At 48.3% G+C, this 16,528-nt stretch carries 15 protein-coding genes and 1 CRISPR repeat array; of the genes, 3 read left to right on the forward strand and 12 right to left on the reverse strand.

All coding sequences use genetic code 11. The features are described 5' to 3' along the window. Window positions 1-8: 8 nt before the first annotated feature. The 3 genes from CLFS41_RS27505 (at window position 9) to CLFS41_RS27510 (ending at window position 3,991) form a co-directional block, all read left to right on the forward strand. Window positions 9-1,571, forward strand: a complete 1,563-nt coding sequence (locus CLFS41_RS27505; RefSeq protein WP_045094185.1) for a collagen-like protein — start codon at window positions 9-11, stop codon at window positions 1,569-1,571. Window positions 1,572-2,060: 489 nt separating this feature from the next. Beyond that, on the forward strand, window positions 2,061-2,474 hold the full coding sequence (locus CLFS41_RS30920; protein ID WP_242856934.1) for a hypothetical protein: 414 nt from the start codon (window positions 2,061-2,063) through the stop codon (window positions 2,472-2,474). Continuing rightward, window positions 2,426-3,991 carry a collagen-like protein gene (locus CLFS41_RS27510; RefSeq protein ID WP_278280210.1) on the forward strand — a complete coding sequence of 522 codons (1,566 nt, stop codon included), beginning with the start codon at window positions 2,426-2,428 and terminating at the stop codon, window positions 3,989-3,991. Before CLFS41_RS30920 ends, CLFS41_RS27510 begins: the two co-directional genes overlap by 49 nt. A gap of 185 nt (window positions 3,992-4,176) precedes the next feature. Here the strand turns inward: CLFS41_RS27510 and CLFS41_RS31230 are convergent, their stop codons facing one another. The 12 genes from CLFS41_RS31230 to spoIVB all read right to left on the reverse strand — a co-directional run bounded on the left by CLFS41_RS31230 (window position 4,177) and on the right by spoIVB (window position 16,390). Further along, window positions 4,177-4,536 carry a DUF2461 family protein gene (locus tag CLFS41_RS31230; protein ID WP_330412748.1) on the reverse strand — a complete coding sequence of 120 codons (360 nt, stop codon included), beginning with the start codon at window positions 4,534-4,536 and terminating at the stop codon, window positions 4,177-4,179. After that, entirely contained in the window at window positions 4,463-4,861 is a 399-nt protein-coding gene (locus CLFS41_RS31235) for a DUF2461 family protein (protein ID WP_347469144.1), read from the reverse strand. The genes CLFS41_RS31230 and CLFS41_RS31235 overlap by 74 nt, the downstream gene beginning before the upstream one ends. Window positions 4,862-4,872: 11 nt before the next feature. Continuing rightward, window positions 4,873-5,721 carry an RNA polymerase sigma factor gene (locus CLFS41_RS27520; RefSeq protein WP_045094224.1) on the reverse strand — a complete coding sequence of 283 codons (849 nt, stop codon included), beginning with the start codon at window positions 5,719-5,721 and terminating at the stop codon, window positions 4,873-4,875. Between the two features lie 415 nt (window positions 5,722-6,136). Next, a complete protein-coding gene (locus CLFS41_RS27530) occupies window positions 6,137-7,141 on the reverse strand; it encodes a peptidylprolyl isomerase (RefSeq protein WP_007860410.1) in 1,005 nt (334 codons plus the stop codon). Window positions 7,142-7,154: 13 nt separating this feature from the next. Next, entirely contained in the window at window positions 7,155-7,940 is a 786-nt protein-coding gene (locus CLFS41_RS27535; RefSeq protein ID WP_007860412.1) for a Cof-type HAD-IIB family hydrolase, read from the reverse strand. Beyond that, complete coding sequence (locus CLFS41_RS27540; RefSeq protein WP_045094188.1) at window positions 7,933-8,547, reverse strand: Maf family protein; 615 nt, start codon at window positions 8,545-8,547, stop codon at window positions 7,933-7,935. Before CLFS41_RS27540 ends, CLFS41_RS27535 begins: the two co-directional genes overlap by 8 nt. A 97-nt stretch (window positions 8,548-8,644) precedes the next feature. Then, window positions 8,645-9,196, reverse strand: coding sequence for a putative ABC transporter permease (locus tag CLFS41_RS27545; RefSeq protein ID WP_007860415.1), 552 nt, complete (start codon window positions 9,194-9,196; stop codon window positions 8,645-8,647). 46 nt (window positions 9,197-9,242) lie between these two features. Next, window positions 9,243-9,701, reverse strand: coding sequence for a divergent PAP2 family protein (locus tag CLFS41_RS27550; protein ID WP_040415113.1), 459 nt, complete (start codon window positions 9,699-9,701; stop codon window positions 9,243-9,245). A 24-nt stretch (window positions 9,702-9,725) separates the two neighbouring features. Further along, on the reverse strand, window positions 9,726-10,244 hold the full coding sequence (locus tag CLFS41_RS27555) for a hypothetical protein (RefSeq protein WP_007860419.1): 519 nt from the start codon (window positions 10,242-10,244) through the stop codon (window positions 9,726-9,728). Between the two features lie 51 nt (window positions 10,245-10,295). Continuing rightward, window positions 10,296-11,741, reverse strand: coding sequence for a glycogen synthase GlgA (glgA, locus tag CLFS41_RS27560; protein ID WP_045094189.1), 1,446 nt, complete (start codon window positions 11,739-11,741; stop codon window positions 10,296-10,298). A 97-nt stretch (window positions 11,742-11,838) separates the two neighbouring features. Beyond that, window positions 11,839-12,657 carry a sporulation transcription factor Spo0A gene (gene spo0A, locus CLFS41_RS27565; RefSeq protein ID WP_007860423.1) on the reverse strand — a complete coding sequence of 273 codons (819 nt, stop codon included), beginning with the start codon at window positions 12,655-12,657 and terminating at the stop codon, window positions 11,839-11,841. A gap of 1,371 nt (window positions 12,658-14,028) precedes the next feature. Next, window positions 14,029-14,736: a CRISPR direct-repeat array (repeat unit 33 nt; unit sequence ATTTCAATCCACAGCCCCCTCGCGGAAGCTGAC). A 376-nt stretch (window positions 14,737-15,112) separates the two neighbouring features. After that, window positions 15,113-16,390: a SpoIVB peptidase gene (gene spoIVB / locus CLFS41_RS27570; RefSeq protein WP_007860438.1), complete on the reverse strand. Its 1,278-nt coding sequence runs from the start codon at window positions 16,388-16,390 to the stop codon at window positions 15,113-15,115. Window positions 16,391-16,528: the final 138 nt, after the last annotated feature.

Raw genomic sequence — 16,528 nt, forward strand, 5'->3', positions numbered from 1 at the left:
AGGTTGTTATGTATTATGATTTTCCACAACGAATGAACCCATATCCAGACTATCATATGGACAGCCGCAGCGATTCCATGAACATGGAACAGCGCCGTCCAGGCTGCGGCACCACTGAGGGCAGCCGTTTGGCAGGCTCAGGCTGTGGATGCGGCTGTGATTGTGACTGTTGCGACTGCTGCTGTAATGGCAGGGGTCCTACTGGACCAACCGGGCCTCAAGGCCCCAGAGGCTGCCCCGGAATCCAGGGACCCACAGGCGCTACCGGTGCCATGGGACCACAGGGTTATGTAGGGCCCACCGGACCAACCGGGCCTATGGGGCCGCGAGGATTTAACGGCGCCACTGGCCCCGCAGGACCACAGGGGCCACAGGGAATACAGGGACCGGCCGGTCTTACCGGCGCTACCGGACCAACCGGGCTTCAGGGGCCGCAGGGCATCCAGGGGCCCACAGGTGTAACAGGCATTCAGGGGATTCAGGGACCGCAGGGCATACAGGGACCAGCCGGCGCTACGGGTGCTGCCGGTGCCACAGGTGCTACCGGTGCCACAGGTGCCACGGGAGTTCAGGGACCGCAGGGCATCCAGGGACCGGCCGGGGCTGCGGGTGCTACCGGCGCTACCGGAGCCACAGGAGCTCAGGGAATTCAGGGCATCCAGGGACCGGCCGGCGCTACGGGCGCTACCGGCGCTCAGGGAGTTCAGGGCATACAGGGGCCTGCTGGACCCACCGGTGCAACAGGGGCTCAGGGTATCCAGGGGATCCAGGGGCCTGCCGGACCCACCGGCGCTACCGGCGCTCAGGGAGTTCAGGGCATACAGGGGCCTGCTGGGGCTACCGGACCTGCTGGGGCCACAGGCGCCACTGGGGCTACCGGGGCTCAAGGGATTCAGGGACCGGCTGGGACTACCGGGGCCACAGGTTCTCAAGGTAACCAGGGTCCGATTGGTCCTACCGGACCTACAGGGGCCACTGGGGCTACCGGCGCTACTGGGGCCACGGGGGCTGCTGGAGCTACGGGAGCCACAGGCGCTACGGGAGCCACGGGGGCTACGGGGGCTGCCGGCAATGCTGTAGAATGCTTCTGCGTTGAACAGATGAGAAATCTGATCCGGCAGATCATCAGCCTTTACCCCAATGATACGATTATTGTTGCCATGGAAAGCGGCAACAATGTCAGCGGACGTCCGGGTTCACTTTTACCCGCCCCCAATACCAATCCCAACGCCGGTCTGTTCCAATTGGTGAATAGCCAGGGGGTTCCCCAGGAAGCGGTGTCAATCTGCCGGATTACGGCTATACGAATCACCAGTTCAACTTACAACAACAGCATCACTTATCTTCCTGCTCCAGAACCTCTACCAATTGGATGTGGTGCAGATTGTCAAAATGCAATACGGGCATATCTGCCAGTCGGAACCAGCGGTGTAGATATCAAAGCCGGCGGTCAGACCGTTGCACAGGGGACTGTTTTAATAAATGAATTCGGTATGTTAGTTCTCGTTGGTCCCAATAACAATGATCCAACCTTTGTTTCTGCCTGCAAAGCCGAAATCATATCAAAATAAACCAAAACCATCCGAAATCGGATGAAAACAATATTATACACAGATGAAATACGGCTCTTTCTGGTTCCATTGGATCAGTTCACCAACAGAGCCGGAGGTATTCCATTTATGGATATGAAATTTAAGTGTTTAAAATACAAAAGATACATTACAATCCAGACTTTATCATGGCCCTTTTTCACACACGTGTTGCCAACAGAAATGAAATTCCGGTTCAGCAGGTTCGATTCTCCTGCAGTTCCGGAACCGTGCTGATACAGGTATTACCTGCTCATAGAAAGCAGAGGAGCCGCCACCACTTCTCCTCCCACATTATCCGAGGCCAAACCAGAGGTCTTTTAGATAAAAAACCGGTAACAAACATCACTCCATAAAAGCTTATCCATTAACTTGCCTTGCAACATTCCTATTACCCAAAAGGAGGGGGAGAAATGTATTATAATTATCCCGATAATATAAATATGCATGATAATACGAACCGTCAACCATTTGAAAATGACTTTAATACTTCATCCGGATGTATGGGAGAATCCAGGTGTCCCGGGGATTGCAAATGCTCTGGAAACTGTAAATGCCCTGATAACTGCAAATGCTCCGATAGATGCAAATGCCCCGATAACTGCAAATGCCCTGACAGATGCAAATGCCCTGACAGATGCAAATGTCCCGATAACTGTAGATGTCCTGACAGCTGTGATTGTCCTGACAACTGCAGATGTAACTGCGATTGCAGATGCTGCAATCCATGCCCGAATCCAGGATGCTGTCCAAATAGAGGACCAACAGGTCCAAGGGGACCTATGGGACCAGAGGGACCAAGAGGACCCATGGGAGCAACTGGGCCAAGAGGACCTATGGGACCCGTTGGGCCGAGAGGATGCCCCGGAATCCAGGGACCAGTAGGGCCCACAGGAGCCATGGGACCACAAGGTTATGTGGGGCCAACAGGACCGGTCGGACCAACAGGCGCACAGGGTGTAAATGGAAATACAGGTTCTACCGGAGCTACCGGACCTACCGGACCTCAGGGACCTAAAGGAATAACCGGCACAGCCGGTGCCACTGGCGCTACCGGAGCCACTGGTACCAGTGAAACTATCACCATCCGTAATACAATCACCGGAAATCCAGGTGAACCGGCCGAAGTGATCGATATAACCGGCGGACCTGACCATGTCCTGGACTTTATTATTCCTCGTGGGGCTACCGGGCCTGCCGGGCCTACCGGTAATACTGGAGCCATGGGTCCTGCCGGTGCTACCGGAGCCACAGGTGCTCAGGGTATACAGGGTGTTGCCGGACCTACCGGGGCCACCGGGCCTCAGGGACCGCAGGGCATCCAGGGAGCTACAGGTGCTGCCGGTGCCACTGGCGCTGCCGGTGCTACGGGCGCTCAGGGTATACAGGGTGTTGCCGGACCTACCGGGGCCACCGGACCTCAGGGACCGCAGGGCATCCAGGGAGCTACAGGTGCTGCCGGTGCCACTGGTGCTGCCGGCGCTACGGGCGCCACGGGTGCTACCGGCGCTACCGGCGCTCAGGGTATACAGGGTATAGCCGGACCTACCGGGGCTACCGGGCCTCAGGGCATCCAGGGTGTTGCCGGACCTACCGGTGCCACCGGGCCTCAGGGCATCCAGGGACCTACCGGTGCTACTGGCGCTACGGGTGCTCAGGGTATACAGGGCGTTGCCGGACCTACCGGACCTCAGGGTATTCAGGGCGTTGCCGGGCCTACCGGTGCCACCGGGCCTCAGGGTATCCAAGGGGCTACTGGGGCTACTGGAGCCACTGGCGCTACTGGCGCTCAGGGTATACAGGGTGTTGCCGGACCTACCGGTCCCCAAGGACCTCAGGGCATCCAGGGTGCAACCGGTGCTACCGGCGCCACAGGTGCTACCGGCGCCACTGGCGCTACCGGCGCCGCTGGCGCTACTGGCGCTACCGGTGCCACAGGTGCTACCGGTGCCACAGGTGCTACCGGTGCGGATGCAACTCTTGACGTACTTGCAACTGTTGACCCCACTTACCAGGATTCAACACCTGGCGGTGCATTGACGTTTCATGATGCACCTCTCCTGTCCGGCGAGTCCATTAGCCAGCAGGCCGGTTCTACCGATATCATTATCAGTGAGGCTGGAGTTTATCAGGCAGCCTTCCATTCCACAGTAACAGTGGGCGCCTGCATAACCATTCCCACCACGGTAACAGTCAGGCTGGAAGCTGACGGTGTATCTGTTCCCGGAGCCATAGCAAGACATACCTTTACTTTTTCAAATGAAACAGCCACCCTTGCATTTACAGTACCATTCACGGTTACCGCACCGCCTGTAACCCTTCGCGTAGTGGTAGATGAAGCAGGATTTATTTTCAGCAATGTTTCCCTTATTGTTATGCGGTTGGGCAACGTAGCTCCGTAATCTGGATGCAATTATCTTCTATGGCTACAGTTATCTTCCATGACTGCTGTCATCCATGAATGGTAAGTTTCTGCTGATCTGCTGATCGATCGCCATGGTGAACAACCGGGTTATCCATAAAAAGATAACCCGGCTGTATCCTGTACATCCATCGCTCTAAGATAACGCTGACAGCGTACTTCCCCCTATATCGGCCTATCCGGCATGACAAACCCATCCAGTGCCCTGTTCAGAAAATCATTAAATGGCTTTATCAGCAGGTACATTTCCCCTGCAATCTTTACAGACCTTTCTAAATCATCAAACACGCCGTCCTTCAGGTGATATTCAACAAACCAGCTTTTATATTTTAGATATTCTGCAGCCGGACAATCAGAAGGATATCCTTTGGGTACATTTTTCAACGATGTTCCCATAATCCTGAAATGTGCAGTAAATTCCGGTGATTCCACTATGCCCAAAAACTCCTCCTCATGCCCGTGTATGTATTCCCTGATGCGGTATGTGACGTCCTTGAACATATCTGCAAACAGCCCTCCTCCCAAAAATGACTTTCTCCAGCGATATGTAAAGAAAATAACCTACCGGAACAGGCAATTTACCTGCAGCCGCAATATGGCACCGGAACACAGGATGATAAGGCTGCTTATCCGCGCTGAACCTGGTATCCCGGCTCAGTTTAAACATCAAATTTCGTGGTTCATTGTGAAGTGCGGTTCTATCCCATGTTCCGATTTCAAGTATAAGGGCCTGAATCAGATCCTCAAACTCCTTGACAGCTGCCCGTTTCTCCTCTTTGTGGCCATGATACCATTGGCGATCATTATTCTGCTCCAAATCTGAAAGATAGGAAATCATACTGTTTTTCATTACAGCTCCCCCTAAAGTTCCTGAATCTTTTTAAATGAGGCTGACTGCAAAATCTTACAGACCACATCCTGCGCCCGCACCGGCGACTGATAGCTGGGCAGCATTTCAAAGGTAAGGGCTAATGCATCCAGTTTTTCCATCTCATCCATAAACTCTTTTGAAACTTCCTGGTCCATTGTCTGAAGCTTAAGATAATCTAATTTTTCCGGGTTGATCCGCCTCTGAGAAATAGCATAATTGACCCGCCTGCTGCAGGAACAGATACCTTTTTCCGTTAGACCACAGTGAACATCCAGAAAAGCCGCTACCTTTTTCCGTATTCTTGAAAGCTTTTTGCGGTAATTCTCCGGAGTCAGATCTAAGATTTCTCCGGCCGTATGGCTGTCAAGCTTAAACATCGTTCCAAAAATAAAAATACATCTGCTTTCCGGGTCCAGGCACTGGAGCATTACATTGGTACAGCACATTTTTAACTCTTCAGCAAGTGTTTCTCTGCTGATATCATCCACCAGGTCATCAATACTTCCCATATCCGCATAACGGATGTCATTTCCATAATACTCAAAATCCAGCGGCTGACCGGCAAACATAGACCTCTTATGATTTTTCAGATAATTGACCGCCAGCCTGTACACCCATGTACGAAAGGAACTCTCCCTGCGAAAGGAAGACAAATGGGTCATGATTCGGATCAATATCTCCTGGGCCGCATCCTCTGCATCCTGGACCGTGCCCAGCATGCGCAGCGACAAATTAAACACAATATCCTGCACACTATCCAGCAATTCCTCAAGAGATCGATTGTTTCCAGCGATTGCCTCATCAATTAATACACGAATTTCATTTTCATCTCTTCTCATATTCTTGTCCTTTCCTGCTCTCTGCTGTTTATACTGTTTTACAGCTGAATAAAATTCAACACCCACCTCCCTATTATTAGACAGCAGTTTTCCACATCTGTGACAGAAAAAGACCTCATAAATCTTTCAGATAGTATGTTCCTTCTAAAAATACAGCTTCAAGTCCTAGTTTTTGGAAATATTCCGCCATGGCAATACATGCAAATTTCTCAGTTGAATAATGGGTAGCACCAATCACACTGATCCCGTTTGTTTTTGCAATCCTGTGAAACTCCAATGTGGGTTCAAAATGCATGTCCACGGCTTTTCTTATTACCTATATTATCATATATAATAATCGATTTCATAAAATGCCGGACTTTTCCATAGCAAAAAAGCTGCCGGCTGTTATCATTATTCAGCCGGCAGCTTTCGATCATTTAGTAAAATAACTGTGATATAGTTGGAAAAAGCTGTCTGTCACACAACCCTGTCCACCGGAAAAATCCACCACCTCACGCAGGTCATCCTTAAGCTTTACTGCATGTTCCCGTACAAACGGTTCATAGATGGCCAGAAATGCCCTGGTCTTTTTATCCTGGGCCAGCATACTCTTCCTAGCAGCAGTCGCTTCCTCATCATATGCATTGGTACACTTGAAAATATAATACTTTCCGTCCTGCTCCACAATGCCGCTGATCTCATCCTGCTCCAGAGCAAATGCTGCCTCCTGCCTGCTGTCCAGATGGTCATTCCATTCCATGGTATATAAAATCTGAGCATCCTTGGAGCTTCGTGTAGCAATGGAAAAAAAGTCCGCATTTTCCTGCCGGACCTGAGACAGGATATCCTCCGCCCTCTCCCTGGTATCCAGTTCAATCTGCTGAACCTGGATCACCTTTGCCTCCGCGTCACTGACCTCCAGATTTTCATTCCTGGTCAGTTCCCCAACCAGCTTATCTGCTCTGTAATATTCACAATATAAGTCATATATTTCACTCTCTGATACATCTATATAGTCCTTATCCTGGTCTGACAGACTGCGGTAGTATTCCTTTGACAAGGTCTTGAGGGAATCCTTTTCCTGACCTGTCAATTCCACTCCCTGTTCGTCCGCCATCATATTCGTGGTAGCCAGTTCAATGAGGAACTGCTCAATCTGATCGATCAGCTTGTCCTCAAAGGTGACACCACTGTCGTCCGCTTTTACGGACCACAGTTCACTGGTATATATGTTTTGATAACGGTTCCGCTCAGTGGCTGCTATGACCATGATCTGTCCTTTGGTATAATCCTTTTCCACGGTCTTAACACCGTTGGAAGACGCAGCCTTTTTGGAGCAGCCTGCGGCAGGCAGCATAACCGCCATACAGACTGCAATCATTACAGCAACAGCTTTTCCTCTCATCCCCCGTATTCTGTTGATCTTACTTCCGTCCAATAAAGAACTCCTTTCACAGCAGATGTCTTAAAATCTTGAGGACACCGTCATTCTCATTGCTGTCAGCCTGGAACCTGGCTGCTTTCCTCACTTCTTCCCTTGCATTTGCCACAGCAAAACTGTAATATGCCCGGCCCAGCATCTCAATATCATTCAGCTGGTCACCAAATGCCATAGTTTCCTCAGGTTTGATCCCCAAACTATCCTGGATCGTCTCAATGGCCTTTCCTTTGTTCACACCCTTAGCCATGCAGTCCATCCACATATCGCCTGCACATGCTACCTTTAACTCATCCTTAAACTCTTCGTAAATATCTTTGGTGGCTGCTTCGATTCCCTCCGGCTTATAAATAGAAACCTTCACACAGGGCTCATCCAGCTCCAGAAGGTCATCTACCCTGGTCAGGTTGAATTTATAGCTCTCGGTAAGCCACCTGAACAACTCCTCATTGGGGGATTCTATATAATCTCCATTGGCACCTGCATAAACCACTTCCAGATCCGGATACCGGCGCACCTTCCTGATAATACGGTGAACGATCTCCGGCTCTATGGAATATACATAAAGGCTTCTTCCACAGCATCCCACATATGCCCCATTATTAGCAACATAAAAAATCTTTTTTTTCACAGGTTCAAAAGCATGCTCCACACTGGCCCATGGTCTTCCGCTGGCAATGACAAACTGGATTCCCTTTTCACGCAGCTTAAGAATGGTATCAAATACCTGAGGGTTTACACTGGGCGAGCCGTCCTGTACAAGTGTTCCATCCACATCTGATACAATGAGCTTAATCATCTTCCCTATCCTCCAAAAGTCCTTTAATCTCCTGGTTAAGCCTGCCAAGAGGTAGGCCCACCACATTGGCGTAGTCCCCGTCAATTCCTTTTATATAAGCTGCAAACCGGCCCTGTATGCCATATGCTCCGGCTTTGTCTAGCGGTTCCGGACATCCTGCATATTCACTGATCTCCATGGGCGTCATGGGATATACATGGACATCCGTCTTTTCCGCAAAGGTAATACCATGGGTCATCCCCCCGCCCTGGCACAGCAGCACCGTTACACCGGTATATACCTGATGGGTCCGGCCCTGGAGTTTCTCAATCATCTCATAGGCCTTCATGGGGGTCCCGGGCTTACCAAGGATCTCACTTCCCACAGCCACCACGGTATCCGCACCAATGACCATGGTTCCTGCCCCGTATTCTGCAGCTATGTCTTCTGCCTTTTGTCTGGACAGTTCCATCACCACCCGGTCCGGCTTTCGTTCACCGGTTTCCTCCGCCATATGGCTCGGCCTTATCTCAGGTTCGATCCCAATCTGGTTCAGAAGTTCTTTTCTCCTGGGAGAGGCGGACGCCAGTATAACCCGGTATCCGCCCCAGTTCTCATTTCTATTCATGTCATTCTCCTTTAAATGTCCGCCAGATATAAAATACGCAGAAAACCAAAATGCTAATAGAGCTTTAGTACTATTTAGTGCAAATATATCTTTAATACTAATATATCTTCAGGCGGCCGATCGCCCTTTCCTCTTCTTCCATACCGCCCATGCGCAGACGCAGGCAATGGATAAAATCCACCAGGTAAAACACAGTCAGGCCAACCGCTAACATACTGCCCAAATTTCCAGGTATGCTAAACACCAGGGAACGTACCCAGTGATCCAGAAAATAGAAGAAAAACAGCCCCAATAACCCCCAGGCCAGGCTGCTCTCCAGGCAAACCATGCCCCTGTAATTAAATGCCTTGTGGCTGTAATCCCACCAGAACGCACCGAACAGGCGTACCATGATATTGGCTGTCACCAATTCCATCGTAGTGGCCATGGCCATGGATGCCGTATAAAGTTCTACGGGCCTTCCTGACACAGGCTTTAACAGCATACATGCCCCAAGAGCACCAAAACCGTATATGATGCAAAAGGGGCCATGGCCAAAGCCACGGTCCACCACAGGCCGCTTATATTCAACACTGAGGACAACGCATTCCAGCAGATATCCAAGAAAACTATATAGAAAAAACCAGTTAATGAAGCTGTAAATATTCATGCTATCTTCTGTCCTTCCTGTCTAATGTGACGTCTCCCCCAACACATTAAAAGTAAGGATCCATTGCAAGTGCAAGCAGAATTCCCAATATCGCACCTGCCATAACCTGCAGCGGGGTATGTCCCACATACTCCTTAAGTTTTTCCTGAAGCACCTCCGCATTCAGCTTCAGCGGATTTTCCATCAGGATGGAATTGAGAAGTTTGGCCTGCTTACCAGTCTCCCGGCGCACCCCGATGGCGTCATACATAACAACCATAGATACCACAAATGACACGGCAAACTCAAAGGAACCAACCCCATATCTCAGCATGGCCGCGGTCGTCATACCGCAAACCGTGGCGGAATGGGAACTTGGCATACCGCCTGATCCCACCAGCCGCTCCGCATTAAAGCTTTTATTCAGCAAAAAGTCGATCAGTGTCTTAAGGAACTGGGCAACCACCCATCCCATTACTGCGCTGACAAGAATCTGGTTGCCCAGCATTTGTGTCCAAACATTCATATCGTTCTTCTCTTTCCCCTTTCGTTAACGTCTGGCCGGCTGTGCAAAAAAGCACATCATGAGCCAGCGCTTAAACCGGGCCGTTGTCTCCAGCGTACTGCATAGTTTATCCGCACAGGTAATTGCATACCCGGCCTTTGTTACCGGAGGTACCGGTGTCAGGGGCCACATATGACGGAGAATGATCGTCTCCTCCTCCCATGACAGATTAAAATATCTGTCCGCATTGCGGAGTGCTTCTCTGGGATGGGTGAATCCATGAAAATGCTTCCCCGTCTCCCTGGCATGGGTATGCCAGTCGTATAAAAACAAATCATGGAGAAGCCCTGCTCTCGCAGCGCTTCTCCAATTTCCTCCAAACCTTTTACAGAACTTATATCCAAGATATGAAACCTGTATACAATGGGTCTTGCAGGTCGTTGTCCCATGCTGTATATACTGGTCCATAGACTGGAATACAGGATGTTCCAAAATATCCTTCACACACTCCATATATTCCTGATCACTTGTGTATTCATATAACCCTGATGGCTCCATGGGCATCACACCTTTCTTCCTTTATCAGATATATTATCTGATATTCCAGGTCCTCTGTCAATATCCAATCAGCCAATCGTAAAGTTCCTGATACTTAGCGGCAGATGCCCCCCAGGAGAAATCCCTGGCCATGGCCCTGTCAATGATCTTATTCCACTCACGGCGCTTGCTGTAGTAGATATACTTCGCATAGCGCACACTGCCCAGCATCTCGTGGGCGTTATAATTAGCAAAGGAGAATCCGGTTCCCGCTCCCTCGTACTCATTGTAAGGTTCCACAGTGTCCTTTAGACCGCCTGTTTCCCTGACAATGGGCACCGTGCCATAGCGCAGCGACATAAGCTGGCTCAGACCGCATGGCTCGAACAGAGACGGCATCAGGAACGCATCGCATGCTGCATAAATCTTATGGGACAAGGGCTCTGAATAATAAATCTGGGCAGACACCCTGTCGTGATACTTCCAATCGTAATGACGGAACATATTCTCATACCGCTCATCACCCGTTCCCAGCACCACCAGCTGCAGATCCTCGCTGCACAGTTCATCCATCACGCACTGTATCAGGTCCAATCCCTTCTGATCCGTAAGACGTGATACAATACCGATCATAAACTTCTTCTCATCTACAGGCAGGCCAAGTTCATCCTGAAGCGCCTTTTTATTCTTTGCTTTTTCCTTACGGAAATTCTTGGCATTATAGTTCTGGAAAATATGCGGATCCGTCTCCGGGTTGAACTCGTCATAATCAATTCCGTTCACAATCCCCCTGAGACTGTCTGCCCTGGCTCTCATCAGGCCGTCCAGACCCTCACCGTAAAACGGCATCTTGATCTCTTCCGCATAGGTGCTGCTCACTGTAGTGATGGCATCCGCAAATACGATTCCGCCTTTCAGCAGGTTACCATCTTTGTATGCCTCCAGCTTATCCGGTGCAAAATAGTAATCCGGCAATCCTGTAAAGCGCTGAATAGTCTTCACATCCCATACTCCCTGGAACTTCAGGTTGTGGATCGTGATGACCGACTTCATATCCCGGAAAAAATCTCCCTCGTGGAATCTGTCCTTAAGAAGTACAGGAATCAGACCAGTCTGCCAGTCATGGCAATGCACCACATCCGGCTGAAAACCAATGACCGGCAAGGCCGACAGGGCCGCCCGGCAGAAGAAGCAGAACTTTTCCAGATCCCAGTACCAGTCACCGTAAGGTTTAGGTCCGTTGAAATAGCTCTCATTGTCAATAAAATAGAAAGTGACGCCTTCATGCTCATATTTAAGAATCCCTACATAGCGGCTCTGTCCCAGATAGTCCATATAGAAGTGATTCACATATTCCATACGGTCACGCCACTCCTGCTTGATACACAGGTACTTGGGGATTATAACCCTTACATCAAAAAACTCTTTGTCAAAGCACTTAGGCAGAGAGCCAACTACATCTGCCAGTCCTCCTGTCTTGATAAACGGCACTGCTTCTGAAGCTGCAAATAATATTTTCTTCATCCAAACCTCCCTCTCCTGACGAACAGGTTCCTTATGCCTTTCCATATAGTATACCGTATTTTACCGAAATTAGGAAGTTCTTTCTGATTAAATTACTTTAAATTTTTTTGTATTCCAGAAGTATTTTATCTGATATCAGCGCAATAAATTCAGAGTTAGTGGGTTTGCCTTTTCCTGTGCTGATCGTATATCCGAATACTTCATCAATGGTTTCCATCTTTCCCCTTCCCCAGGCAACTTCAATCGCATGACGAATGGCCCTCTCCACGCGGCTGGCCGTTGTCTGGTTCCGTTTTGCAATGGCCGGATAAAGGATCTTCGTGACAGAGCTCATCATTTCCTGGTCCTCCACAGACATTGCGATTGCGTCCCTTAAATACTGATACCCCTTGATATGAGCAGGAATCCCTAACTCGTGAAGCATTTTCGTGATATCTGTCTCCAAATGCTCCTTCATGTATTCCTCTCTTGTGATATGTGACTCCTCTCCCGGTTCAAAGGGAGCTGTCACCACCTTACCCATGGTCTGCTTTTCCGGCAGCTTTCCAATGTGGCGGATCTTGTTGACCAGAATCTCTTTGTCGAACGGCTTCATCAAATAGTAGTTCGCTCCCGCTTTGAACGCGTCTTCTGTCATCTGCTCTCCACCTACTGCACTTAAAATGATAAACGCAGGATTTTTCATAAATGTATGTTCGCTCTTTACCTTTTCCACCACGGATATCCCGTCAATTTTCGGCATTACCAGATCCAACAGCACGATATCCGGCGTTGTATCCACAATCATGTCAATGGCATCAGCGCCATTATCTGCCTTACCAATTACGGATAATCCATCCTCAGCATTGATCAGCTCATCCAGAGTATTCAGAATCAGCGGATTGTCATCAACAATCGCAACATTCAGCTTTTCCACTTCCTTTTACCTCCTAAAATTGTTTGCCTGTGCTAAACTACCTGCTAAAATATGTGTTAGTTGATTTTCGACCTTCTGGTTTACAAAAATCCATATCATTCGTCCTGAGCTCCTCGCGAATCTTATTATATATGTTCCCCATAACATATATCAACGATTCGTGGTCGCAATTTTAGACACATGTCGAATTATAATTGTATCATTGAGGGTTATATTTTGCAAGTTATTGTTTTGCAAGTTAACGAATCCGTAACAAATAACCACTATATTTTTAGCATATTTTCACATTTCGACACACATTTTGTCATAAATCGCCAGTAATCGACTAATTAACCCATATTTCATCATGCACTATTATAGAACGCATCCAACGCACATTTTCTCCTTGTCTTTTTCTGCCGGATTCCTCAAATTCATGCATCAGCAAGATACCCATGGGCTGTATTTTCTTTGTGAATTACGCGTAAAAACCATGTAATTTTGTAACCCTTTTATACTTTGTCCCTCATGTGTCGCAGCGGGAAGTGACATGAATCTGGATATTTTAGCAAAATATTTCACTGTGGTAAATCATTAAATTGGTAGTTTGTACGTGAAGCCCGCGCGTAGGAGGGGGAGTTATATTTATTTCAATGATTGGATATAAGGTGACAATTAGGGTTATTAAGTTAGATTGGTTCGTGTTTGTGCGAAGGGATGTTCTGAGTTTTTTTGGTGTAGAGGTGGATGGACGATCTGATGTGGCATGTTCTTCTTTTTGGGGGATTCAATCTAGCTTATATCGGCGGATTGATGATTGATATAAACTCCTGCCATTTCTGTTTGACATAATTTCACTAGGATATTCTTCACATCCGCTGGCCGCTGGAGGATATGATATTCTGAGGCAGGCTGCGCCACTTCTGAATAAAAATTTCTTTTGTTCCATTGCCACATAGGTGAAGGATCCGTATATGATCGTTGAATGCTTTTTAGTGTGATGGATAATTGAGGCATATGATGTTTGAACGTGTGATTACTTTTGGGTTATTGGAATGGGAGTGTGTTTGGTTTTCTTTATTGTAGAAGTGATGTTTTTGTTTTTTGGGAAAAATTGGAGATGTTATTTTGGGAAGATGGGTGTATTGGAATAATTAATGGAGGGAGGCTATGTGGTCTTTGTATTGGGGTGATTTGATTTCTTTGATTTCTTTTGCATGTCGATCACTTATTCGGTACGCTGGAAGAACAGGATAGTCGGGTTTATCAGAATAGTGCTTTCATCTGATGTTTTAATATTTTTTATATTATATGACTTAATTTATTCGGATTGAATTAACCTATGCTGGGGCTGACCGTTTAGGGAGCAGCGACATCAATATTACAATGGATTTCTATCACCACAGCTTCCTTGCGGAAGCTGACGGTCAGAATTCCGCATGCTGATTTTAATTTCTAATATTTCAATCCACAGCCCCCTCGCGGAAGCTGACCCATTATTCCATGTTTTACAGCCAGTCTCATTATATTTCAATCCACAGCCCCCTCGCGGAAGCTGACGGTTGTTCAGTTCGTCATTCATGTCAAATCCGGGATTTCAATCCACAGCCCCCTCGCGGAAGCTGACGATTTTCTACAGAATTAATTTTATTATCCAATTATTTCAATCCACAGCCCCCTCGCGGAAGCTGACCAGCTTTTCAGCTTCAGATAGTTTATCATCCGTAAATTTCAATCCACAGCCCCCATCGCGGAAGCTGACGCTACGTACCGGAGGATATGATTCCCAGGGATCCATTTCAATCCACAGCCCCCTCGCGGAAGCTGACACATAACGAGCCTGGATAATGTACAATACAAAAATATTTCAATCCACAGCCCCCTCGCGGAAGCTGACCAGGGACAAAATGCGAGAACTGGAAGATGCCTGTATTTCAATCCACAGCCCCCTCGCGGAAGCTGACGCTGAAGCCGCATCATATCACTTTCAGGGATTTTGGATTTCAATCCACAGCCCCCTCGCGGAAGCTGACTCTCCACGTTCCCATATGATCCTTACCACAGTGCATTTCAATCCACAGCCCCCTCGCGGAAGCTGACAGCAAATATGTCTAATTTTCTTTTTTATACAAGACATATTCTATACAAATCATACAACTCTCTTAATCATTTTACAACCCATGATATCTAAATTATTCTCTTTTCTCAAATTTTTCTTAAAAACCAAGTGCGAATCTCCTATGCTTTTCATGTGCACTTGGCATTCGCACCAATATAGTAACTTACATTATCAAGTATTTATATACCAAAATTATGGTTCAAAATCTTGCTCCCCTTACATCTCTTCCTCTATCCGCTCACTACTTCGTCTAAGCACCAAAAATTTTTACTCCATAAGATAGAGTGGACAAAGGCTTATAAGAGCCAAGAACGCAGGATCACAGCACCTATATGCCCACTCTATCCTCCCTCACCCTCAATGCTCCAACATATTCTCAATCAAAATCCCATACCCCCGGCTCGCATCCTGCACAAACACATGGGTCACCGCCCCGGCCAGCTTCCCATCCTGTATGATCGGGCTTCCGCTCATTCCCTGCACGATTCCCCCGGTCAGATCCAAGAGCCTCTGATCCGTTACCTTAATAACCATACTTTTATTCTTATGGCTGGCATTGTAATCTACCTTCTGTATCTCTATCTCATAATCCTCAAGCTGGCCTGAGACGTCACTTCTGATATATGCGATCCCGGGTTTTACGTCCTGGCGGCAGGCGATCTCCATGGGTTCGCCTGTGAGCTGCTTTTTGTACTGCTGGTTCACGGTTCCAAAAATCCCTTCATTTGTATTTAAGGTTATATCTCCCATGTGAGACTGGGGACCGTAGTAGATCACACCGGACAAAAGGCCCGGTTTCCCAATAGTACCCTTTTCTATCCCCATGATCTCCGTTGAGTAAAGAGCTCCCTGAGACGTCTCTACCAGATCACCTGTATCGCTGTCGCTGATCCCATGCCCCAGTGCCCCGAAATTTCCATTCATGTCCACATAAGTAATGGTTCCGATCCCCTGCGTATCGTCCCTGACCCATGCTCCCAGTTTGTAGTGGCCGTCCGAACTCTCCACCGGCTTTACACTCACATCCACCGGCTCTCCCTCTCTCCGGATAGACACAACTGAATCCTGTCCTCCCGACTCGTTAACAGCATTGATGAGATCCTCTTTTGTCTTCATTGGTTTTCCGTTAAATGCTTCTATATAATCCCCTGATTTTAAAACCCCGTAGGCAGGCTCCACTTCCATTCCGTCCGTTCCGGTGATACGCCCCGTTCCGATTACCATGACACCGTCTGATTTCAGATAGATCCCTATGGGCTTTCCACATGGTATGGCATACCTTGTATCCACCACATCCACCTGAATATCCTTCAGCTTAATAACTCCAAACAGCTTCAGGCCCACCTGGTAGCTTCCCTGCTCCTGGGCAAACATGGAGAAGTGCTGCTTGCCGCTGATCGTAATCTGGTCCGCCGGGATATTACTCTCATTTCCCAGGGACACTTCCTTACTATCGCTTGATATTGTTGCTTTTAAAGGCAGACCAAAGGAAAATTCCTCCTCCTGGTTTTGAATGATGCTCACCCGGTCCGGCACCGCCTGGTCCATGTAATACCACGTGTATCCCGTAACAGCTACAACGGAAAGCCAGAAAACACGCCCCAGCCACCGGTAAAATTTTGATTTTCCTGTCATCGCCCTGCCTCCTTATATAGTCTTGTATTAGATTTCGGCAAAGGCATGTTCTGTCTTTTAAAGCTGTTTTCGGTCAAAAAAAGAAAGACGCATGCTCACTGCCTCTTTCTTAGTATTATCCGTACCGCGGATTTCAAT

The organism is Clostridium sp. FS41 (assembly GCF_000954015.1).
In the GTDB taxonomy this organism is placed as follows: domain Bacteria; phylum Bacillota; class Clostridia; order Lachnospirales; family Lachnospiraceae; genus Enterocloster; species Enterocloster citroniae.

What these genes read in the sequence shown, in the direction of transcription:
- CLFS41_RS27555 (WP_007860419.1), bottom strand. Translation starts at nt 10,244, where the DNA reads ATGCCCATGGAGCCATCAGGGTTATATGAATACACAAGTGATCAGGAA.
- CLFS41_RS27545 (WP_007860415.1), bottom strand. Translation starts at nt 9,196, where the DNA reads ATGAATATTTACAGCTTCATTAACTGGTTTTTTCTATATAGTTTTCTT.
- CLFS41_RS31235 (WP_347469144.1), bottom strand. Translation starts at nt 4,861, where the DNA reads ATGAAAAACAGTATGATTTCCTATCTTTCAGATTTGGAGCAGAATAAT.
- CLFS41_RS27520 (WP_045094224.1), bottom strand. Translation starts at nt 5,721, where the DNA reads ATGAGAAGAGATGAAAATGAAATTCGTGTATTAATTGATGAGGCAATC.
- CLFS41_RS27550 (WP_040415113.1), bottom strand. Translation starts at nt 9,701, where the DNA reads ATGAATGTTTGGACACAAATGCTGGGCAACCAGATTCTTGTCAGCGCA.
- spoIVB (WP_007860438.1), bottom strand. Translation starts at nt 16,390, where the DNA reads ATGACAGGAAAATCAAAATTTTACCGGTGGCTGGGGCGTGTTTTCTGG.
- CLFS41_RS27540 (WP_045094188.1), bottom strand. Translation starts at nt 8,547, where the DNA reads ATGAATAGAAATGAGAACTGGGGCGGATACCGGGTTATACTGGCGTCC.
- CLFS41_RS27505 (WP_045094185.1), top strand. Translation starts at nt 9, where the DNA reads ATGTATTATGATTTTCCACAACGAATGAACCCATATCCAGACTATCAT.
- glgA (WP_045094189.1), bottom strand. Translation starts at nt 11,741, where the DNA reads ATGAAGAAAATATTATTTGCAGCTTCAGAAGCAGTGCCGTTTATCAAG.
- CLFS41_RS27510 (WP_278280210.1), top strand. Translation starts at nt 2,426, where the DNA reads ATGGGACCCGTTGGGCCGAGAGGATGCCCCGGAATCCAGGGACCAGTA.
- CLFS41_RS27535 (WP_007860412.1), bottom strand. Translation starts at nt 7,940, where the DNA reads ATGATTAAGCTCATTGTATCAGATGTGGATGGAACACTTGTACAGGAC.